Origin of the sequence: Methylomonas rapida (genome assembly GCF_024360925.2) — a bacterium.
In the GTDB taxonomy this organism is placed as follows: Bacteria; Pseudomonadota; Gammaproteobacteria; order Methylococcales; family Methylomonadaceae; genus Methylomonas; species Methylomonas rapida.
The window spans coordinates 3,820,001-3,842,408 of record NZ_CP113517.1 but is presented as its reverse complement, the minus strand read 5'-3'; the positions used below and the strand labels follow the sequence as shown (position 1 = coordinate 3,842,408).

Genomic DNA, 22,408 nt, shown 5'->3' with positions numbered 1-22,408 from the left:
GCAAATTCACAGTGGCTTGGGAATCCTGCGCCTAAAGTCCATCAAATTGAATCATGCAGGGAAAATATTCCAGATAATACGCTGCATTTCTAGCCGTTAAACTCGATTGCCTGGACCACACTTTTAAATTCAGCGAATTTTGGAAGAGTATGACGAATAAAAGGTCTGGCAATATGTGGAGTCACGGATTCAGGGATTAGTTATCGGATGAAGGTAGTCTTCGGCATGCCGATGGCTTGGCTATCGGAAGTGAGTCACTGCGATGAGCCGCATCGATTCGTCTATCAGCAAGCCGTGGGGCCGTTCAGATTTTGGAGTCATGAAGTGTGCTTGACCGAAGCCGACGACGGTATTGTGGTGGAAGACATCGTGTTTTATGCGATGCCTTGGGCTTGGTTTGGACAATACATGCACGCGCTGCTGATAGGCGGTAAACTCCAGCGTATCTTCGATACCCGTAGCGAGTATTTGCAACAGCGATGGGGTGTCGACCCATAAACCCATTGTTTTCATTCGTAGAACCGAGCATTCATGCCTATTTTCATTGTCTGTTGTTTGTTGCTGGCATTTTTGGTGAAAAGCCAGAGCATCTATTTGTCTTTTCTGCTCGATCAGTGGGTCTGGATGGCCGGTAGCGCGGCAGCTGTATTGTTCCTGTTTTTGGGTTGGTGGAAAAAATTGTCCGGTGCGGTTTGGCATGACGGTTTTGCAGTGGGCGCGCTGTCGGCGTGGTATGGCAACTGGCAGCCCTTATTCAGTCGCGACGCGCCGATGTTTTATTTATTTCCGCTGTATTACGCATTGCTGTCGGGTTGGCTGACGCTAGCCATCATCAACAAAAGCGCGCGTTTCGACCCCGCGTCCCGGGAATCCCTGATTTATTTGCAACACAATCTGGCGCGTTTCGATACCAGGCTGATTGCCTGTTTGGTGCTGGCGAGCTTGGTCGCACCGGAACATTATTTGTTGTATCCGAGTGCAATGTCATTGTTCATCGTTCGTTTTACCTTGCAACGTTGTCTGGAGATTATCGAAAGCCAGTAATTACTTTACGTTGGCTTGGCTTTTCTGCTCTTATGGCTTGTTTTGTGGTGACAGAGTGTGTATAGGGTTTATAATCGACGGCTTTGAATTCACTCACACACTGGAAGTATCATGCTGGGGAAGCTGGTTAAATTGGTAATTGGTAGCCGTAACGATAGGCTGATCAAGAAAAAACGCAAGCTGGTCAAAAAAGTCAATGCCTTGGCCGCTGATTTCGAAAAACTGTCCGACGAAGCATTAAAAGCCAAGACGCAAGAGTTTCGCGATCGCCTGGCCAATGGCGAGAAACTCGACAGCCTGATACCCGAAGCTTTTGCGGTGGTACGTGAAGCGTCTACCCGTGTGTTCGGCATGCGCCATTTCGACGTACAGCTGATCGGCGGCATGGTGTTGCATAGCGGCAAAATCGCCGAAATGAAAACCGGTGAGGGTAAAACCCTGATGGCAACCCTGGCCGCTTATCTTAATGCCTTGCCGGGCAAGGGCGTTCATGTCGTGACCGTCAACGATTATCTGGCTCGCCGCGACGCCGAAACCATGGGCCAATTATACGGTTTTCTGGGCTTGACCACCGGCGTCATCGTCAGCGACCTCGATCACGACGAACGCAAAGCCGCCTACGCCGCCGATATCACCTACGGCACCAACAACGAATTCGGTTTCGACTACCTGCGCGACAACATGGCCTTTAGCTTGGGGCAGAAAGTGCAGCGCGACCTGTTTTTCGCCATCGTCGACGAGGTGGACTCGATCTTGATCGACGAAGCCAGAACACCGCTGATCATCTCGGGGCAGTCCGAAGGTAGTACCGACATTTACCTTAAAACCAACCAGATCGTGCCTTTTTTGACTCGGCAGGAAAAAGCTGACGATCCGGAGATGCAGGACAAGATGCCGGGCGACTATTTGGTCGATGAAAAATCCCGCCAGGTGCATTTGACAGAATCCGGCTACGAGCGCGTCGAACACATGCTGGCCGAGATGGGGCTGATCGAAGAGGGTACCACGCTTTACGATCCGGCCAATATCCGTCTGATGCATTACCTGAATGCTTCGTTGCGCGGCCATGTCTTGTTTCAAAAAGATGTCGACTATGTGGTTAGAGGCGATCAAATCATCATCGTGGATGAATTTACCGGTCGCATGATGACCGGTCGCCGTTGGTCCGAAGGCTTGCATCAAGCCATCGAAGCCAAGGAAGGCGTCACGATTCAAAAAGAAAATCAAACCCTGGCCTCCATTACCTTCCAGAATTACTTTCGCCTGTATGAAAAGCTGTCCGGTATGACCGGTACCGCCGATACCGAGGCATTCGAGCTGAACAAGATTTACGGTTTGGAAGTGGTGGTGATTCCGACCCACAGACCGATGATCCGCAAAGACATGGGCGATTTGGTTTATTTGTCGGCGCGGGAAAAATACAATGCGGTGATCGAAGACATCAAGGATTGCTACACGCGGGGACAGCCTGTGTTGGTCGGCACGACCTCGATCGAGAAATCCGAGTTGATTTCCAGTCTGCTGAAGCAGCACAACATCCCGCATGAAGTGTTGAATGCCAAGCAACACGAGCGCGAGGCGCATATCGTCGAAAATGCCGGCATGCCGGGCGCGGTGACCATAGCCACCAACATGGCCGGTCGCGGTACCGACATCGTGTTGGGCGGAAACCTGTCCGCGGAATTGGCGGCGCTGGGCGAAGATGCCAGCGAAGCCGACAAGGAACGCGTACGCGGGGCCTGGCTGGATAGGCACGAAAGAGTCATCGCCGCCGGCGGTTTGCATGTAATTGGCTCCGAACGTCACGAGTCCCGGCGTATCGACAATCAGTTGCGCGGCCGTTCCGGCCGTCAGGGCGACCCCGGTTCGTCGCGTTTTTATTTGTCGTTGGAAGACGATTTGATGCGGATATTCGCCTCCGAGCGGGTGGCCGGTTTGATGCAGAAACTGGGCATGCAGGAAGGCGAGGCCATCGAACATCCCTGGGTGACACGCTCCATCGAAAGCGCGCAACGCAAGGTCGAAGGCCGCAACTTCGATATTCGTAAGGAAATTTTGGCTTACGATGACGTGGCCAACGACCAGCGTAAAGTCGTTTATGCGCAGCGCAATGAATTGATGGCGGCCGAGGATATCAGCGACATCATCTCCGCCATCCGGGCCGACGTGATCAACGATGCGATCACCCAGTTCATTCCGCCTAAAACCATGGAAGAGCAATGGAACATTCGCGGCTTGGAACATTATTTGCAGCAGGAGTTCAATCTGCAAATGCCGATAGCCGAGATGCTGGAGAAGGATAGGAGTTTGAATGAGCTTAAATTGCGCCAATTGATCGTTGGCAAAGCCGAGGAAGAAGGCGAGGCCAAGGCGGCCAGCATCGGTGCCGATGTGATCAGGCATTTCGAGAAATCGGTCATGCTGCAAGTGCTGGACAATAGCTGGAAAGAGCATCTGGCGGCGATGGACCAGTTGCGCCAGGGTATTCATTTGCGCGGCTACGCGCAGAAGGATCCGAAACAGGAATACAAGCGCGAAGCCTTCGAGATGTTCAACAGCTTGTTGAATCACATCAAATCGGAAGTCGTGACCATTCTGGCGAAAGTCCAAGTCACACGTGAAGAGGATGTGCAGGCCATCGACGAACAACGCCAGGCGCCGATGGAAATGCATTTTGAACATGCCGAGGCGCATTCCGCGTTCGAAGCCGAGCCGGAAGCCGATCCTTTGCTGGTCGCGCAGGAAAACAGCGAACAGCCGTTCATCCGGCATGAGCAAAAAGTCGGACGTAACGATCCTTGCCCTTGCGGTTCGGGAAAAAAATACAAACAATGTCACGGTAAGTTGAGTTGAGTCGCTGATCTTGGCCTTGCCTTCATGCGCCGGCCATGTGGGCTGGCGCATGGTTTACTTGTCGGCGGTTTTCAAAATTCCATTATTCACTTCCAGAAGGGTAAAACGATGCCATCCAAAGTCTTTCGTATGAGTAACCCCAAAGCGGACATCACCAAGCTGCCTAAACTGGGGATGGAAAGGGAGCATATCACCGCCGATTTCAAGCACTACTACAGCCACCGTTTGGGGCGTGACGAGAATTGTCGATCTCCGCACTATGCCTACGAAGCGCTGTCGCTAACGATTAGCGATCGCTTGGTTGAACGCTGGAAAAAAACTTATAACGTCTATCGCGATACCGACTGCAAGAAAGCCTATTACCTGTCGATGGAATTCTTGATGGGCCGGTCTTTGAGTAATGCCATGTTGAATCTGGGCATTGACGGCGAAGTGCAGCAAGCCTTGTACGACATGGGCCTGGAGGCGGAAGAGCTGATGGAAAGCGAGCCTGATGCCGGCTTGGGCAACGGCGGCTTGGGGCGCTTGGCGGCCTGTTTCATCGATAGCTGCGCCACCCTGAAATTGCCGGTGATGGGTTACGGCTTGCGCTACGAATATGGCATGTTTACCCAGGAGATCGTCAACGGCGAGCAAATCGAGAAGCCCGATCACTGGCTGCGCAATGGCAACGTCTGGGAGATCGAACGGCCGGAGTACATGACCCGCGTCAAATTCGGCGGCCGTACCCAAACCCATATCGACGAATACGGCCGTAAACGTACCAGTTGGATAGAAACCCGTGATGTGCTGGCGATGCCTTATGATACCCCGGTGCCGGGTTACAAAAATGGCACGGTCAATACCTTGCGCCTGTGGAAAGCGATGGCTACCGAGGAATTCAATCTGCAGGAATTCAATGCCGGCGATTATGCCGAAGCGGTGGCGCAGAAAAACACAGCAGAAAACATTACGATGGTGTTGTATCCCAACGATGCCAACGAAAACGGCAAGGCCTTGCGTCTGCAGCAGCAATATTTGCTGGCATCCGCCAGTTTGCAGGACGTGATCGCCAACTGGATAGGCCGTCATAGCCGTAATTTCAGCAAATTTGCCGAGCAAAATTGTTTTCAATTGAACGACACGCATCCCTGCATCGCCGTGGCGGAGTTGATGCGTTTGTTGATGGATATTCATGGTTTGTCCTGGAACGAAGCCTGGAACATTACCCGGCAGACCATGGCTTATACCAATCACACGCTGTTGCCGGAAGCGCTGGAAAAATGGTCGGTCAACCTGATGCAAACTTTGCTGCCGCGCTTGATGGAAATCATCTTTGAAATCAACGCGCATTTCCTGGCGGAGGTGTCGGCGCGTTGGCCGGGCGACGGCGAGCGTTTGGCGCGCATGTCGTTGATCGAGGAAGGGTCGGAAAAACAAGTACGCATGGCGTATCTGGCAATCGTCGGCAGCTTTTCGGTCAACGGCGTGGCCGAGTTGCATTCCAAGCTATTGAAAGAAGGCCTGTTCAAGGACTTTTACGAATTGTGGCCTCACAAATTCAACAACAAAACCAACGGTGTTACGCCCAGACGCTGGCTGGCGGGGTGCAATCCGGAACTGGCCGAGTTCATTACCGAAACCATCGGCGACGGCTGGATTACCGATTTGTCGCAACTGGCCAAGCTCAGGCCTTATGCCGACGATGCGGCTTTCCGCAAGAAATGGCGGGATTTGAATCAACAGAGCAAGCAGCGGTTGGTCGATTTCAAGAAAGCCGAGCTGGATATCGACATCAACGTCAATGCCTTGTTCGACGTGCAGGTCAAACGCATACACGAATACAAGCGGCAGATTTTGAACGTTTTGCACGTCATTCATCTGTACGATCGCATCAAACGCGGCGATACCGCCAACTGGGTGGACCGTTGTGTGTTGATCGGTGGCAAGGCCGCGCCCGGTTACGTGATGGCCAAGAAAATCATCAAATTGATCAACAATGTCGCCAGCGTAATCAATAACGATCCCGAAGTGGGGGAAAAACTCAAGTTGGTATTCTTGCCCAACTATCGGGTATCGGCGATGGAGAAAATCTGTCCCGGCGCCGATTTGTCCGAGCAAATATCCACCGCCGGCAAGGAGGCGTCAGGCACCGGCAACATGAAATTCATGATGAACGGCTCGTTGACCATCGGTACCCTGGATGGCGCCAATATCGAGATTCGTGAGGAAGTCGGCGAGGAGAACTTCTTCCTGTTCGGCTTGACCGAGGCGGAAGTCGAAGCCTTGAGGCCGCATTACAATCCGCAAACCTACATCGATCAGGATCCCGATCTGCAAGGGGTGATGCGCTTGTTGGAATGTGGTCATTTCAACCAGTTCGAGCCGGGGATTTTCGACGATATTATGGCATCCATTAAAAGCCCTAACGATCCATGGATGACGATTGCCGATTTTCGCAGCTATCTCGATGCGCAAAGACGGGTCGATGAAGCTTGGCGCGACCAGGAATATTGGACCAAAATGAGCATCTATAACACGGCGGCCAGCGGTAAATTTTCTACCGATCGCACCATTGCCGATTACAACCGTGACATCTGGAAGCTTTCGCCAGTCGATGTGGGCGACGAATAAAGCATGCTGGACATTGTCCTGTTCGAGCCGGAAATCCCCGCGAACACCGGCAATATCATACGCTTGTGTGCGAATACCGGCGCGCATCTGCACTTGATACAGCCGCTCGGCTTCGAACTGGACGACAAACGTCTGCGCCGGGCCGGGCTGGATTATCATGAATGGGTCAGCGTCAGGCAGTATGCTTCGTTAGGCGACTATATCGAACGAGGTAGGCCCAAGCGTTTGTTTGCACTGACCACCAAAGGCTCGGTTGGCTATGACGCGATAAAATTTCAAATCGGCGACGCCTTGTTGTTCGGTCCGGAATCGCGCGGCCTGCCCGCGGAGTTTTTACAGGGGTATCCAGCCGGCTTGAAGTTGTATTTGCCGATGCGCCAAGAAAGCCGCAGTCTCAATTTGTCCAATACCGTAGCCGTCGTGCTATATGAAGCCTGGAAGCAATTGGGTTTTCCAGGGGCTAAATAGTACGCACTGATTTTTTCTTTCCCTTCAGCCTAAAAACGACAGTAAGTCCACGAAAATCACGAAATACACGAAATAAATCATTGCGTTAGGAATCTTATCGATTCACCTGTCCGGTGCTGCTCTTAGGTGTGATGACTGTTTGAAACTTTTCGTGATTTTTGGACCAAATGATTTTTCTAGGTTCAACAATATCTTCCTCAGCCTTTCCGTGGCTGGTCGTGCTTTGCCAGTGAGATGTCGGATTTGCGTGATGATGCGCGATGGCAACCGGCGCTTGTTCTCGGTGATTTGTGTTGAAAGCAGCAGAATTACAGAATTTGTACGACACAGCCGACTAAAGTGGTATATTAACTGTATCGATTCAATACTACTTGGATTATCATGGTTTATCCTTGATAGTCGCTCAAATCCACAAAGTCAAACGAGGGGGCTACGATGGCTATTCGATCCTATCCAAATGCGAACCGGGCATATGTCGTTCAAGCATTTGTTGTCGCAAGCGCATTGGTGTTTACGGGATGCGCGAGTACCGAGAAACGCGCGGAAGCCTCGGCCGTGGACACTCTGTCGACGGATGTCAGCCAGGTTGATCCTTTTGAGGACTTTAACCGTTCCGTGTATGCGTTCAACATGGGTTTGGATAAATATTTATTCAAACCGGTCGCGGATGGTTACAAGTTTATTACGCCCGATTTCATGGAAACCGGGGTGAGCAATTTTTTCAGCAACCTGAAAGGTATCAACGTGGTGTTGAACGACGTTCTGCAGGGCAAGTTCCAGCAAAGTGCCGCGGATGCCGGCCGCTTCCTAACCAATACGACTATTGGCATGGGCGGATTGATCGATGTTGCTAGTGAATTTGGCTTACATCATAACATCGAGGATTTTGGACAAACCCTGGCGGTTTGGGGGGTCGAGGAGGGCGCTTATTTGGTTCTGCCCATCATGGGGCCTACAACGCTTCGTGATGGCGGCGGTTTGATCGTCGATAAAGCCGCAAACCCTGGCACCTATGTTCCCGGTACCGAGATTCTCGAGGGGATCAGCGATCGCGCAAATGCCGAAGGAGCATTGAACTTCATCAACGAAGCCGCATTGGACCCGTACGTGTTTACGCGCGAGTCCTTTTTGCAATACCGGCGCCATCTGATCAACGATGGTAAACACGATAGCAGCCATTATGCTTTGGAGATCGATGAGGTCGTCGAGGCATCGGCCGATCTCAACGTAGATCAAGCCGATGCCAATGAACGGGTTGCCGAAACGAATGACCCAATGGAAAATACCCATCAGGGCGCGAGCGAGTCGGCGGATGGCGAGGTAGTGCCGGTTTCCGCATTTGACAACATGGTGCAATCCTTTGAAGAAGCCATGCTGAAAATCGACCAATACCATGCCGCACCGAAACGTTCACGCCGGATATGAGAAAATCTGGTTCCATCTTCGGAGAAGCTTGTCCGTGGATGGCGGTTTTTTTAAGGTCAACGACAGAGGAAAGGAGCAATGAAGCTAAAAAAACTAACCGTTTTGATTGGTGCGTTGAGTCTATTGTCCGCTTGCGCAACCGAGACAGGCCCCAAGCCGCAAAGCTGGGCCAAAGAGGTGCAGACGGCGGATAGCCGAGAAGCACATCTGCGTCTTGCCGAGCATTATGAAGACATTGCGAATACGCTGGATGCCGATGCCAAAGAAGAGCAGCAAATGTTGCAGGAATATTTGGCAAGGCCCTGGAAATATGGCAAAAGAATTCAAGATTTAAAATCTCAGGCAAGCGCAATGATCAGGGATTTGGAAATGGCGGCCAAGGAAAGCCGGCAAATGGCGGAATACCATAGACAGATGGCCGCGGAGGAACGCTGATTTTTTACCGACGTTCCCTTGCGGGCGTTTTGAATTAAAACACTTACTGCGTCGCGCGCCCTAGTCGCATTGGGAGCGCGCGTTCAATTGTGTTTATGGTTAAAACGCTATTCATCATCTCATGTCAATCCAGGTCGCGCCGTTATACGGATTTCGCTACGGCGCGATTTTTATTCGTTATCCATTTGCTCCACGAACCGGCGTAAAGTCTGGAGCCGCTCAAGCCGGCAATTTCCATCGCCAGCAGGTTATGGCAGGCCGTCACGCCCGAGCCGCACATATGAACGACCTGTTCGGGTTTCCGCGATTCGGTCAGACGCTGGAACTGTTTTTTCAGGTCTTCGGCCGGCAGAAACAGGCCGTTGTTATCCAGATTCAATTGAAACGGCCTATTGATGGCTTTGGGTACGTGGCCGGCCACGGGGTCGATAGGTTCTTGCAGGCCGGCATAGCGTTCCGGCGTGCGGGCATCTATCAAGGTAATCGTGCGGCTTGCCAGGCCGTTTTCGACTTCCGTAGCGCTCACCCATTGTTTGGCGTCCAGATAGCAGCGAAATTGGGCTGGAGTGACCTTCGGTAAATGCGTGGTCATCGGTAAGTTTTGCTTTTGCCATTGCTGGATGCCGACGTCCAGCACAGCGACATCTTGATGGCCCATCGTGCGCAGGAGCCACCACAGGCGGCCGGCAAAGGCCCCGCCGGCGTCGTCGTAAACCACGACCTGGCTACGGTTGGAAACGCCCCAGTCGCCCAATTTTTTCGCCAACACGGCAAAATCTGGCAATGGGTGGCGGCCGGTATGACTCAAGGCCTGTGACGACAGGTCTTTATTCAAGTCGGCATAGCGGGCGCCGGGAAGATGGCCTTGGCGGTAGGCTTTGGTGCCGAGGCCGGCGTCCGCCAGCGAGAAGCGGCAGTCGAAAATTACCCAGTCGGGCTGATCCAAATGCTTGGCCAGTTCGTTGGCGGATATCAGTGTGGTATAGCTCATTTAAATCTCCAGGATGATTTTGCCGAAGTGTTGGTTGCTTGCCATGCGGGCATGGGCGTGCTCCGCATCGGCCAGCGGGAAGATAGAATCGATGACCGGCCTGATTTTGCCGGCTTCCAATAAGGGCCAGACCTTGTCGCGCAATTGTCTGGCGATATTGGCTTTGAAGGCGTCGTCGCGGGTTCTGAGCGTGGAGCCGGTGACAGTCAGGCGTTTGGCCATGATGGCCCACAGGTTGATTTCGTTTTTCATGCCGTTTTGTATCGCGATTTGCAGCAGTCGGCCATCGGTGGCCAGGCATTTGAGATTACGCGGGAAGTAATCGCCGCCGATCATGTCCAAAATCACGTCGACGCCTTTGCCCTCTGTCAGGTGATGAATACTTTCGACGAAGTCCTGTTGCCGGTAATCGATCGCGGCATCCGCGCCTAGCGCCAGGCAGCGTTGGCATTTGTCGGCGCTGCCCGCAGTCACGTAAACCTTGTTGCCGAAAGCCTGAGCCAGTTGTATCGCTGTGGTGCCGATACCGCTGCCGCCGCCGTGTACCAATAGGGTTTCGCCTGGCGCCAAGCGGCCGCGCTCGAACACATTGCTCCAGACCGTGAAAAAAGTTTCCGGTAGTGCGGCGGCTTCTGTTAAAGAAAAGCCGTCCGGTATCGGCAAACAGCAGCTTGCGGAGGCCAGGCAATATTCGGCGTAGCCGCCGCCCGTGACCAGTGCGCACACCGCATCACCAGCCCGAAAGTTTTTGACCTCGTCGCCCATTTCGACAATCGTGCCGGCGACCTCCAGACCCAGAATCGGTGAAGCGTCCGGCGGCGGTGGATAGGCACCCTGACGTTGCAGCAAATCCGGCCGATTCACGCCGGCCGCGGCCACTTGTATCAACACCTGGTGTTGGGCGGGCGCAGGCTTAGGCAATTCGCTTAATTGCAAGGTGTTTTCGACGATTTTGATCGCGCGCATGGTTTGGGGTTTTTAGTAAACACGATAAGCCTTATTATATGCGGCTTTACGCCCGAGTCGACGGCGGTTCGGGCCTAGTTTATTCAGCGAGACGAACACAACATGATACGAGCAGGCATAGTGGGCGGTACCGGTTACACCGGCGTCGAGTTATTGCGGATATTGGCATTGCATCCGGAAGTCGAGGTCGCGGCGGTGACGTCGCGCGCCGATGCTGGACAAAGAGTCGATAAGACCTACCCCAGCCTGCGCGGTTTGTGTGATGCGGTGTTTTCGCCGCCGGAATTCGACAATCTGGCCGATTGCGACGTGGTGTTTTTCGCCACGCCGAACGGCACGGCGATGAACATGGCCACCGACTTGCTGGCGCGCGGGATCAAAATCATCGACCTGTCGGCGGATTTTCGCATCAAGGACATTGAAGAATGGGAAAAATGGTACGGCATGAGCCACGCCAGCCCGGATTTGGTCGCCGAAGCCGTTTATGGTCTGCCGGAAATCAACCGCGAGGCGATCAAGCAAGCCCGCTTGATCGCTTGTCCCGGGTGTTATCCGACCGCCGTGCAACTGGGTTTTTTGCCGTTGCTGGAAGCCGGCGTCATCGACGCCGGCCATTTGATCGCCGACGCCAAGTCCGGTGTCAGCGGAGCGGGGCGCAAGGCGGAAATCCCGTCGCTGATGAGCGAAGCCGGCGAAAGCTTCAAGGCTTACGGCGTGCCGGGACATCGGCATTTGCCCGAGATTAAGCAAGGCTTGCAATTGGCAACCGGACAAAATATCGGCCTGACCTTCGTGCCGCATCTGACGCCGATGATACGCGGCATCCATGCGACTTTGTATGCGCGGTTGACCGGCGAAGTGGATTTACAAGGCTTGTTCGAACAGCGTTATCAAAACGAGTATTTCGTCGACGTATTGCCGGCCGGCAGCCATGCCGACACCCGCAACGTGCGCGGCAGCAACCGCTGCCAAATCGCCGTGCATCAACCGCAAGGCGGCGACACGGTGGTGATTTTGTCGGTGATCGACAATCTGGTGAAAGGCGCGTCGGGGCAGGCCGTTCAGAACATGAATTTGATGTTTGGCTTGCGTGAGAATCAGGGCCTGGAAACGGTGGCGCTGTACCCTTGATGCGTCCAAGAAAGGTGCGAAAAGGGTAGCATCGTAGCGACCGGATTAGCCTGGAAGCGCTGATATGATTTTGAGCAATAGGGCGGCTATTAGCGCCGTCTGTAGTAGGCCAACGCTAACGACCCAACGTATCAGTTCCGACTTGGTTTCTGCCAGTTTTGCATCCTGCTTGAGCTCTAGTTCCTTGATATCGCGTTTTAATTCGGTTTCCAGCGCCTTTAAGTCACGCTTGGTCGCCAAGTCGTCCAACTCGAAATCGTGCCTTGCCTGTTCGAGTGTCGTAGCCACGGCGGTTTTTTGCAATTTGGTAATGACTTCCGCCTGCTCTTCACTGAAACCGGCTTTTTTCAGCTCTTTGATAAATTCGTGGGTGTCGAACGTAATCGTTGCCATGCGCATCTCGGTTTTCGATGAGTTTACCAGCGATTACCATCTTGACCAAGCAGTCATGTAGGGTACGCATTGCTTACCATTTTTGTATCCGAAAGGATGCTTCATAGTGTAATCGATGCGCATCGCCATTGCCCGGCGTATCCAAGCTGGATTATTTCTCCGCCCCATTCCCTTCCTTAGTGCTAAACGCCTTCCGCAACGTCGTAAACTGCTGCAACTGCGCATCGATCTTGGCGTTTAAGGAATCCGCCGGGTACTGGCCTTGGTCGTCGGCGTTGCCGGCTTCCATGTCGCTCAAGAGCTCCAGGGCTTCATCGACGGTATTCACCGCATAAATGTGAAACTTGCCGCTTTGGGCGGCGTGCACGACGTCCCAGCGCAACATCAGGAACGGTATGTTGGCGGCGGGAATGATGACGCCTTGGTTGCCGGTCAGGCCGCGAGCCGAGCAGACGTCGAAGAAACCCTCGATTTTTTCGTTGACGCCGCCGATGGGTTGGACCTGGCCGAGCTGGTTGACCGAACCCGTCATTGCCAAATCCTGGCGCAAAGGCACTTGCGCCAAAGACGACAGGATTGCGCACAATTCCGCCAGCGAAGCGCTGTCGCCTTCGACGTGGCCGTAGGATTGTTCGAACACTAGGCTGGCGGATAACGAAAACGGTGTGGTGCGGGCGTAACGGGAGGCGATGAAGCTGGACAGAATCAACACGCCCTTGGAATGAATGGCGCCGCCCAGCTCGGTTTCTCGTTCGATGTCCACTACCTTGCCGCTGCCCATACGGGTGGTGGCGGTGATTCTGGACGGTTGGCCGAAGGCGAATTCGCCCAATTGCAATACCGACAAACCATTGATTTGACCGACCACTTTGTCACTGGTGTCAATCATGATGGTGCCGCGCTGGATGTTTTCGTAGATGCGTTCGCGGATTTTATCCAGGCGTTTGATTTTTTGATCGATGGCTTGCTGCACGTCGCTGTGGGTGATTTGGGTATGGCCGTTTTCGGCGGCCCAGAAGTCCGCCTCGGTCAGCAAATCCTTTATGCTGCGCAGATGCGTCAGTAATTTTTCGGCGTCGCCGGCCATTCTGGCGCTGTGCTCGATGACACGGGCCACGGCTTGTTGGCTCAACGGGCGCAGCTTTTCCCGGCGGGCGATGGTGGCCAGCATGCGCGTGTAATCGATGATGTTATCGCCACGATTGACGCTGCCGGCAAAATCGGCGGCTACCTTGAAGAAATCCTGGAACTCCGGATCGTAGAAACTCAGCAGATAATAGATGATGGGGTCGCCTAGTAGGATGACTTTGATGTCCAGCGGAATCGGTTCCGGCTCCAGGGATGAGGTGCTGATCAGGCTCAGCGCGCGCTCTAAGGATTCTATGCGGATTTCGCCGGATTTCAGGCTGCGCTTCAAGGTTTCCCAGGCGTAGGGTTGCATCAAGACCTTGCGGGCATCGATGATCAAATAGCCGCCGTTGGCTTTGTGCAATGCACCGGGTTTGATCATCGTAAAGTCGGTAACCAGTGACCCCATGTGGGCTTGGTGATCGATGCGGCCGAGCAGATTGCCATAGTTCGGCAAATCCTCGCAGATCACCGGCGCCGAACGTTTATGGCTCAAATCGACCATCAGGTTGACCTGATAGCGTTTGAACGGGTTGGGCTCTTGTGGCAATTCCATGAAGGAAATGACTTTTTCGCTGTGCGGAATGAAGTCGCGCACATGGTCGATGATGTCTTTTTGCACGGCGGTCAGATAATTCAATACCGCTTGCGATTTGGCGTATTTATCCTTTAATTCATCGATGGAATGGTTGACCGCCAGTTCGGCCACTTCTCGATTCAAGGCTTGCAGTTTGCGCTTGGTTTCCTTTCGCCAGACCGGGAATTTTTTGATCGCGGCTTGTACCCGTTCTTGCAATTTGAGGACGGTTTCCTGATAGCGATGCTGCTGTTCCTTGTCCAGTTTGTTGAATTGTTCCGGCGTCAGAGGCTCATTATTCTCGTCGGCGGGCAAAAAGGCATAGCCGGTGGCGGTTTCGGTAAAAATGATATGCGCTTGTTCGGCTTCTTCTCGAATTTGGCTGATTTCATTCAATTCGCGCTGGCGGGATTCGCTTTCCAGTTCGCCAGCCCTGGAACGGTATTCATCGCCGTCGAAAGCAGCCGGTATCGCGACGCTCAATTCGTCTATCAGTTCGGCCATGTCCTCCTGAAATACCTTGCCTTGCCCTGGTTCCAGGTGAATAGCCGTCGGTTTTGCCGGATGACTGAAATTATGGACATAGCACCAGTCGAGTGGCACGGGTTGGCGGGCGGCTTCGTGTTCGGCCAGTTGTTTGACTGTGGTCAGCTTGCCGGTGCCATCGGGCGCCATCGCGAAAATGTTATAGCCTTCTTTTTTGATGCGGATGCCAAACTTCAGAGCATCCAGCGCGCGTTCCTGGCCGACGATGATGTCAATGTCTTCCAGTTCATCCGTAGAAGTGAAATGCAATTGCTCGAGGTTACACGACTTATAAAGTTCCGATGGAGGTAACGGCGCTTTTTTCATGGATCATAATCCCTGTATGGACGCTAAATTTCGCAATGGGTGGGGAATAAATTCCGTTAAAGTCACTGAATCTTGGAAAAGTGTACCTTAATCAGTTGCGGCCTGGATAAATTCCACCGAGCACCACTGGCGTACGGGCGCCGGTTACACTGCACAAGTTGCCCGGTCTATTGTGTAGGGTCTGTTTGGCTAACCAGGCAAAGGCAATGGCTTCGACATGGTCGGGATCGATGCCGTATTCGGCTGTGGATGTCATCGGGGCCGGCAGTCGTTCTCGCAGCATGGACAATAGTTGCAGATTATGTACGCCACCACCACAGACTAAGATTTCATGACTGTCGGCGGCATACTTCAAAATGGCATCAGCGATGCTATTGGCGGTGAATTGGCACAATGTGGCCTGGATGTCTTCGGCCGGGCCGGCCCGGAAAGGCGAGAGCTTTTGTTCCAGCCAGGTGGGAGAAAAATACTCTTTACCGGTGCTTTTGGGCGGAATTGCGCGGAAGTATGTGTCGTCGAGCAAGTGCGATAGCAACTCGTCATTAGCTTTGCCTTTGCTCGCCCAGTTACCATTAGCGTCATAATTCTGCCCCAGGTTTTGTAGGCACCAGTAATCCATCAAGGTATTGCCAGGGCCTGTATCGAAACCGAGGATGACGTCTTGCTTGAGTACCGTGATGTTTGCGATGCCGCCGATATTGAGTACCGTTATGGCTTGGTCGGGCCGGCTGAACATGGCATGATGAAAGGCGGGCACTAACGGGGCGCCTTGTCCTCCAGCGGCAATGTCGCGGCGGCGGAAGTCGGCGACAGTGGTAATGCCGGTGATTTGGGCGATGCGGTTCGGGTCGCTGATTTGTAAGGAAAAGCCGTGAGGGCCATTCGGGGCATGATAAACCGTCTGTCCGTGGCTGCCGATGGCGCAAATAGATGTCGCCGAAACTTTTGCTTTTTCGAGCAAGGCCAAGGTAGCTTCGGCAAATAATTGGCCTAGTTCGGCATCGATAGCGCCGTATTCTTCAAGTAAAACGGGCTGGTCTGGCTGGCTGAGTTGATGAATCTGTTGCCTGAGTTCGGCCGGAAAAGGTTGATAATGAAAGGCAAGGACCTTGGTTTGGTCGTTGCTTAAATCGACGAGACCAGCGTCGATGCCATCGAGGCTGGTCCCGGACATTAAGCCAATATAAAGTTCCGATGAGGGCTTAGTTTTTTGCAAGCAACTCGCCGCCTTTGGCTTTGTGTAATTGTGCCATCAATGGCTGGGTTTGGGCCTTGAATTTGGCTAACAGTGATTTATCCATCGGCAAAGAGCGCGGTAATTTCGCCGTCAACGGGTTGACGTGTTGACCTGCTATGCGAAATTCATAATGCAAATGTGGCCCGGTTGCCAAGCCGGTTTTGCCGACATAGCCAATCACATCGCCCTGTTTGACAGCGCTGCCAACTTTGTGGCCGGATTTGAAACGGGATAAATGGGCATAGAGCGTGGAATATTTTTGCCAATGTTGAATTTCTACGACATTGCCATAGCCATTTTTGACCCCTTGAAATACGATTTTTCCGTCGCCGGTGGTCTTGACCGGCGTGCCGATGGAGGCAGAATAATCAACGCCTTTATGTGCGCGGATCGTGTTCAGAATCGGGTGTTTGCGATGCAGATTGAAATGCGAGCTGATCTTGGCAAAATCCATCGGTGTTTGCAAAAACGCCTTCCGCAAGCTGTTGCCTTCCGGTGTGTAATAACCCGTATGCCCCTGGTTGTCTTCGAAACGGACGGCGGCGTAGGTTTTACCTTGGTTGACGAATTCTACCGACAATACCTCGCCGGTATCGAATTCCTTACCGTCCACGAATAGCTTTTCATAGACCACGGTGAATTCGTCGCCATCTTGTAAATTTAACGCAAAATCGATGTCCCAGGCGAAAATATCGGCCAATTTCAAGATGATTTTCTCTGACAGGCCGGCTTTTACGCCATCTTCGAACAAGGACGAATGGATGGTGGCTTTGGCGCTGCTGATTTGATAATCAATTTTTTTGCTGAACAATTTGACGTCGAAACCATCGTCATGGCGAGTGGCGACCAGGGTTTCAAAAGGGTTTTTGGCATAGGTCAGTTGTTCCAGTTTGCCTTCGGCGTCAACCGTTGCCACTACGTCTTGACCGGGGAGAACATCGGCGAATTGTTTGCCGGTATCATTGGAATGGATGATTTTGTGTAAATCCTCGGGGCTTAGATTCAATGCCGAGAATATGGTGGATAAATTTTCGCCGGATTTGACGGTATGTTCCAGGTCTTCGGAAAAAGCGGCTTCTTCGATTGGGTCGGCCGGGGCGACGTAGTTGGTGTACTGATTGACTTTGGAAGAGATTAGTCGCTCTTGTTCTTGGTTTCGGGTGTCTTCGAAAAAGTTTTTATGCGGAATTAATCCATAACTTGCGCTAGCGGCAACGACGGTACAGGTACTTAGGAGTACCGTCTTGAGTATTCTGTTTTTCACAGCAATCACACTTCAATGGTTGTCGAGCGGTTCATTGTAGGCAATTTTCCGGGTTATGGCCAACTTAATGGGGATTTTTTGTCCTTGATTCGCGAAGCGATAATTTATAATGCGGGAAATTTATCGGTTTTCAGGAGAAGAAATTGGTGCAAGAAACCTTGGCGCAGTTGCGATACGGCGCAGATGAAGTTTTACTCGAAGCGGAGTTGATTAAAAAACTGGAAGAAAATAGGCCTCTGACCATCAAGGCGGGTTTTGATCCGACGGCACCGGATTTGCATTTGGGGCATACCGTGTTGATCAATAAGCTCAAGCAGTTTCAGGATGCGGGACATAGAGTCCAATTTCTGATTGGCGACTTTACCGCGATGATTGGTGATCCTACGGGTAAAAATGTTACTCGCAAGCCGTTGAGTCGAGAGGATGTGGTGGAAAATGCCAAGACCTATCAAGAGCAGGTGTTCAAGATTCTCGATCCAGAAAAAACCGAGATCAAGTTCAACTCGGAGTGGATGGGGGTGATGTCCAGTGCTGAAGTGATTCAGTTGGCAGCCAAACATACTGTGGCGCGCATGTTGGAAAGGGATGACTTTCATAAGCGTTACAAAAATGGCCAGCCGATTGCGATCCATGAGTTTTTGTATCCATTGATTCAAGGCTACGATTCGGTGGTGATGAAGGCCGATGTCGAGTTGGGTGGGACTGATCAGAAATTCAATCTGTTGATGGGGCGGCATCTGCAGGAAATGCATGGACAAAAGCCGCAAGTGGTGTTGACGATGCCAATCCTGGAAGGTCTGGATGGTGTGCAGAAAATGTCCAAGTCATTGAACAACTATATAGGGATCGCCGATGCGCCGGATGATATGTTCGGCAAGATCATGTCGATTTCCGATGAATTGATGTGGCGTTATTTCGAGCTGCTGAGCTTCAAGCCGATGACCGAAATCGAGAAGTGGCGGCGTGAATGTGGCGAAGGTGCTAATCCAAGAAACTTTAAGGTCAGTTTGGGGCAAGAAATTGTTGCTAGGTTTCATGGCGCTGAGGCGGCAAGAAGAGCTCTGGAAGAATTTGAGGCGCGTTTTCAACGCGGAGCTATGCCGGATGATATGCCGCAAATTCAACTCAAGGCCGATTCGGCGGGTTTGCCGATAGCCAACCTATTGAAGGAGGCGGGTTTGGTGGCCAGTACATCCGAGGCGCTGCGGATGATCAAGCAGGGGGCGGTCAAAATTGATGGTGAAAAACTGGAGGATACGAAAGCGGTGTTGGCTTTGTCTAGTCAGCATGTTTATCAGGTAGGTAAGAGGAAATTCGCCAAAGTCGAAATAATTTCTTGACATTCATGCTGAGGGCTGTAGAATGGTCGGCTCTTCGGGGTTGTTTGAAAGCAAATGCTTCGAGAGGGGTAAAGTTTTTGGTTGCCCTGATTTATGGTTTCGGGGTGTTGTTTTTTGAAGGCCTCGAAAAAATAAATTTGACAATGAGTTGAGATGCTGTAGAATGCATCGGCTCAACAGGGCGGAATGAATGCCCTTAGCTCTTTAACAAGAAGAATCGAAATAATTTGTGTGGGCATGTATCGGAGAAGTTTCTGTTGGAAATTATCGGTACAGACCGCGTCAATTTAAAGCTTAAATGACGTTCTGTAATCGAGTCAAGATTGGTGGCTAATCATATAGTCACAAAGCAAAATTAAACTGAAGAGTTTGATCATGGCTCAGATTGAACGCTGGCGGTATGCTTAACACATGCAAGTCGAACGCTGAAGGGTGCTTGCACCTGGATGAGTGGCGGACGGGTGAGTAATGCATAGGAATCTGCCTATTAGTGGGGGATAACGTGGGGAAACTCACGCTAATACCGCATACGCTCTACGGAGGAAAGCCGGGGACCTTCGGGCCTGGCGCTAATAGATGAGCCTATGTCGGATTAGCTAGTTGGTGGGGTAAAGGCCTACCAAGGCGACGATCCGTAGCTGGTCTGAGAGGATGATCAGCCACACTGGGACTGAGACACGGCCCAGACTCCTACGGGAGGCAGCAGTGGGGAATATTGGACAATGGGCGCAAGCCTGATCCAGCAATACCGCGTGTGTGAAGAAGGCCTGAGGGTTGTAAAGCACTTTCAATGGGAAGGAACACCTATCGGTTAATACCCGGTAGACTGACATTACCCATACAAGAAGCACCGGCTAACTCCGTGCCAGCAGCCGCGGTAATACGGAGGGTGCAAGCGTTAATCGGAATTACTGGGCGTAAAGCGTGCGTAGGCGGTTTTTTAAGTCAGATGTGAAAGCCCTGGGCTTAACCTGGGAACTGCATTTGATACTGGGGAACTAGAGTTGAGTAGAGGAGAGTGGAATTTCAGGTGTAGCGGTGAAATGCGTAGAGATCTGAAGGAACACCAGTGGCGAAGGCGGCTCTCTGGACTCAAACTGACGCTGAGGTACGAAAGCGTGGGTAGCAAACAGGATTAGATACCCTGGTAGTCCACGCCGTAAACGATGTCAACTAACCGTTGGGTTCTTAAAGAACTTAGTGGTGGAGCTAACGTATTAAGTTGACCGCCTGGGGAGTACGGCCGCAAGGCTAAAACTCAAATGAATTGACGGGGGCCCGCACAAGCGGTGGAGCATGTGGTTTAATTCGATGCAACGCGAAGAACCTTACCTACCCTTGACATCCTCGGAACTTGTCAGAGATGACTTGGTGCCTTCGGGAACCGAGAGACAGGTGCTGCATGGCTGTCGTCAGCTCGTGTCGTGAGATGTTGGGTTAAGTCCCGTAACGAGCGCAACCCTTATCCTTAGTTGCCAGCGGTTCGGCCGGGAACTCTAGGGAGACTGCCGGTGATAAACCGGAGGAAGGTGGGGACGACGTCAAGTCATCATGGCCCTTATGGGTAGGGCTACACACGTGCTACAATGGTCGGTACAGAGGGTTGCGAACTCGCGAGAGCCAGCCAATCCCAAAAAGCCGATCCTAGTCCGGATTGCAGTCTGCAACTCGACTGCATGAAGTCGGAATCGCTAGTAATCGCGGATCAGAATGCCGCGGTGAATACGTTCCCGGGCCTTGTACACACCGCCCGTCACACCATGGGAGTGGGTTGCAAAAGAAGTAGGTAGTTTAACCTTCGGGAGGGCGCTTACCACTTTGTGATTCATGACTGGGGTGAAGTCGTAACAAGGTAGCCCTAGGGGAACCTGGGGCTGGATCACCTCCTTACAAAGACAGAACACCTGATACGTGCTCACAACAAATTATTTCGATTGAAAGACGCACCTGGGTCTGTAGCTCAGTTGGTTAGAGCGCACCCCTGATAAGGGTGAGGTCGGAGGTTCAAATCCTCCCAGACCCACCAACTAACGAAAAAGGCGAAAGTCTTAATCACATCGGGGCCATAGCTCAGCTGGGAGAGCGCCTGCCTTGCACGCAGGAGGTCGGGAGTTCGATCCTCCCTGGCTCCACCATAGCCACATGAGTGGATAAACGTCGCGTCGAACCTGCCAAGATACCGATAGCAACGCTATAAGACTTGATGATCAATGCCGGAAGGCCGTGATCGAAACTCAGGGTTTATAGCATTGATATTCGTATCAATAGCTCTTTAACAATATGGAAATCTGTAAAGTCTTGATCGGAAACGATCAAAACTGAAGCGTAATGCGAATTGAAACGCGCGTCAGCCGCAAGGCCAAGACGAACGTCAAAAACGCAAAGCGTTCTCAAGCAATACATCAGCGAACATGTCAGCGACTGATAACCAAAATACAGACGTATTCGGGTTATATGGTCAAGTGAATAAGCGCATACGGTGGATGCCTAGGCAGTAAGAGGCGATGAAAGACGTGGTAGCCTGCGAAAAGCGTCGGGGAGGTGGCAAACAACCTTTGATCCGGCGATCTCTGAATGGGGCAACCCGGCCAGCATAAGCTGGTCATCTTTGAGTGAATACATAGCTCACTGAAGCGAACCCGGAGAACTGAAACATCTAAGTACCCGGAGGAAAAGAAATCAACCGAGATTCCCTAAGTAGTGGCGAGCGAACGGGGACTAGCCCTTAAGCTAGATTTAGGTTAGTGGAACGGTCTGGAAAGTCCGGCGATACAGGGTGATAGCCCCGTACACGAAAACCTGTTTTTAGTGAAATCGAGTAGGTCGGCGCACGTGAAACGTTGACTGAATATGGGGGGACCATCCTCCAAGGCTAAATACTCCTTACTGACCGATAGTGAACCAGTACCGTGAGGGAAAGGCGAAAAGAACCGCGGAGAGCGGAGTGAAATAGAACCTGAAACCGTATGCGTACAAGCAGTGGGAGCCCCTTCGTGGGGTGACTGCGTACCTTTTGTATAATGGGTCAGCGACTTACATTTTGTGGCAAGCTTAACCGAATAGGGGAGGCGTAGGGAAACCGAGTCTTAATAGGGCGTTTAGTCGCAAGGTGTAGACCCGAAACCGGGCGATCTATCCATGACCAGGTTGAAGGTGTGGTAACACACACTGGAGGACCGAACCCACTCCCGTTGAAAAGGTAGGGGATGAGTTGTGGATCGGAGTGAAAGGCTAATCAAGCTCGGAGATAGCTGGTTCTCCTCGAAAGCTATTTAGGTAGCGCCTCGTGTATCGCTTCTGGGGGTAGAGCACTGTTTCGGCTAGGGGGTCATCCCGACTTACCAACCCGATGCAAACTCCGAATACCAGAAAGTGCAAGCACGGGAGACACACGGCGGGTGATAAGGTCCGTCGTGAAAAGGGAAACAGCCCAGACCGTCAGCTAAGGTCCCCAAATCTATGCTCAGTGGGAAACGATGTGGAAAGGCCCAGACAGCCAGGAGGTTGGCTTAGAAGCAGCCACCCTTTAAAGAAAGCGTAATAGCTCACTGGTCGAGTCGGTCTGCGCGGAAGATTTACCGGGGCTAAGCATAGTACCGAAGCTACGGATTTACGCGTAAGCGTGAGTGGTAGAGGAGCGTTCTGTACGCCTGCGAAGGTCGATTGAGAAGTCGGCTGGAGGTATCAGAAG

General features: G+C 52.3%; 15 protein-coding genes, 2 tRNA genes and 2 rRNA genes (1 of these 19 only partly in view). 13 read left to right on the top strand and 6 right to left on the bottom strand.

Features of this window, described 5'->3' with window-relative positions; all coding sequences use genetic code 11:
- Window positions 1-207: 207 nt before the first annotated feature.
- The 7 genes from NM686_RS18085 to NM686_RS18055 all read left to right on the top strand — a co-directional run bounded on the left by NM686_RS18085 (window position 208) and on the right by NM686_RS18055 (window position 8,838).
- Window positions 208-498, top strand: a complete 291-nt coding sequence (locus tag NM686_RS18085; RefSeq protein ID WP_255189232.1) for an SRPBCC family protein — start codon at window positions 208-210, stop codon at window positions 496-498.
- Between the two features lie 33 nt (window positions 499-531).
- Window positions 532-1,044, top strand: a complete 513-nt coding sequence (locus NM686_RS18080; protein WP_255189231.1) for a hypothetical protein — start codon at window positions 532-534, stop codon at window positions 1,042-1,044.
- A gap of 111 nt (window positions 1,045-1,155) precedes the next feature.
- Entirely contained in the window at window positions 1,156-3,897 is a 2,742-nt protein-coding gene (secA, locus tag NM686_RS18075) for a preprotein translocase subunit SecA (RefSeq protein ID WP_255189230.1), read from the top strand.
- Between the two features lie 108 nt (window positions 3,898-4,005).
- Complete coding sequence (locus NM686_RS18070; RefSeq protein ID WP_269021882.1) at window positions 4,006-6,510, top strand: glycogen/starch/alpha-glucan phosphorylase; 2,505 nt, start codon at window positions 4,006-4,008, stop codon at window positions 6,508-6,510.
- 3 nt (window positions 6,511-6,513) lie between these two features.
- Complete coding sequence (gene trmL / locus NM686_RS18065) at window positions 6,514-6,978, top strand: tRNA (uridine(34)/cytosine(34)/5-carboxymethylaminomethyluridine(34)-2'-O)-methyltransferase TrmL (protein WP_255189228.1); 465 nt, start codon at window positions 6,514-6,516, stop codon at window positions 6,976-6,978.
- 435 nt (window positions 6,979-7,413) lie between these two features.
- Window positions 7,414-8,403 carry an MlaA family lipoprotein gene (locus NM686_RS18060; RefSeq protein ID WP_255189227.1) on the top strand — a complete coding sequence of 330 codons (990 nt, stop codon included), beginning with the start codon at window positions 7,414-7,416 and terminating at the stop codon, window positions 8,401-8,403.
- A 78-nt stretch (window positions 8,404-8,481) separates the two neighbouring features.
- The gene (locus NM686_RS18055) at window positions 8,482-8,838 is read left to right on the top strand and encodes a hypothetical protein (protein WP_255189226.1); all 357 of its coding nucleotides are present in this window, start codon (window positions 8,482-8,484) and stop codon (window positions 8,836-8,838) included.
- 142 nt (window positions 8,839-8,980) lie between these two features.
- Here the strand turns inward: NM686_RS18055 and NM686_RS18050 are convergent, their stop codons facing one another.
- Window positions 8,981-9,829 (bottom strand): sulfurtransferase, encoded by an 849-nt coding sequence (locus tag NM686_RS18050; RefSeq protein ID WP_255189225.1) that lies wholly within the window; start codon window positions 9,827-9,829, stop codon window positions 8,981-8,983.
- Entirely contained in the window at window positions 9,830-10,795 is a 966-nt protein-coding gene (locus NM686_RS18045; protein WP_255189224.1) for an NAD(P)H-quinone oxidoreductase, read from the bottom strand. It abuts the gene before it with no gap.
- A 102-nt stretch (window positions 10,796-10,897) separates the two neighbouring features.
- Here NM686_RS18045 and argC point away from each other — a divergent pair, with 102 nt between their 5' ends.
- Window positions 10,898-11,926: an N-acetyl-gamma-glutamyl-phosphate reductase gene (gene argC, locus NM686_RS18040; protein WP_255189223.1), complete on the top strand. Its 1,029-nt coding sequence runs from the start codon at window positions 10,898-10,900 to the stop codon at window positions 11,924-11,926.
- 45 nt (window positions 11,927-11,971) lie between these two features.
- Here the strand turns inward: argC and NM686_RS18035 are convergent, their stop codons facing one another.
- From NM686_RS18035 to NM686_RS18020, 4 genes are all read right to left on the bottom strand, one after another.
- Complete coding sequence (locus NM686_RS18035; protein ID WP_255189222.1) at window positions 11,972-12,319, bottom strand: coiled-coil domain-containing protein; 348 nt, start codon at window positions 12,317-12,319, stop codon at window positions 11,972-11,974.
- A gap of 151 nt (window positions 12,320-12,470) precedes the next feature.
- Window positions 12,471-14,876: a Lon protease family protein gene (locus NM686_RS18030; RefSeq protein WP_255189221.1), complete on the bottom strand. Its 2,406-nt coding sequence runs from the start codon at window positions 14,874-14,876 to the stop codon at window positions 12,471-12,473.
- Window positions 14,877-14,967: 91 nt separating this feature from the next.
- Window positions 14,968-16,092 (bottom strand): anhydro-N-acetylmuramic acid kinase, encoded by a 1,125-nt coding sequence (locus NM686_RS18025; RefSeq protein ID WP_255189220.1) that lies wholly within the window; start codon window positions 16,090-16,092, stop codon window positions 14,968-14,970.
- Window positions 16,079-17,377, bottom strand: coding sequence for an OapA family protein (locus NM686_RS18020; protein WP_255189219.1), 1,299 nt, complete (start codon window positions 17,375-17,377; stop codon window positions 16,079-16,081). Before NM686_RS18020 ends, NM686_RS18025 begins: the two co-directional genes overlap by 14 nt.
- 146 nt (window positions 17,378-17,523) lie before the next feature.
- Here NM686_RS18020 and tyrS point away from each other — a divergent pair, with 146 nt between their 5' ends.
- From tyrS to NM686_RS17995, 5 genes are all read left to right on the top strand, one after another.
- The gene (tyrS, locus tag NM686_RS18015; protein WP_255189218.1) at window positions 17,524-18,717 is read left to right on the top strand and encodes a tyrosine--tRNA ligase; all 1,194 of its coding nucleotides are present in this window, start codon (window positions 17,524-17,526) and stop codon (window positions 18,715-18,717) included.
- Between the two features lie 357 nt (window positions 18,718-19,074).
- Window positions 19,075-20,607, top strand: a 16S ribosomal RNA gene (locus tag NM686_RS18010).
- Between the two features lie 59 nt (window positions 20,608-20,666).
- Window positions 20,667-20,743 (top strand) — tRNA-Ile (locus NM686_RS18005).
- Between the two features lie 33 nt (window positions 20,744-20,776).
- A tRNA-Ala gene (locus NM686_RS18000) sits at window positions 20,777-20,852 on the top strand.
- A 321-nt stretch (window positions 20,853-21,173) separates the two neighbouring features.
- Window positions 21,174-22,408: ribosomal RNA gene (locus NM686_RS17995) — 23S ribosomal RNA — on the top strand; it runs 1,656 nt beyond the window's last position.
- Together the 16S and 23S rRNA genes with 2 tRNA genes alongside form the textbook arrangement of a ribosomal RNA operon.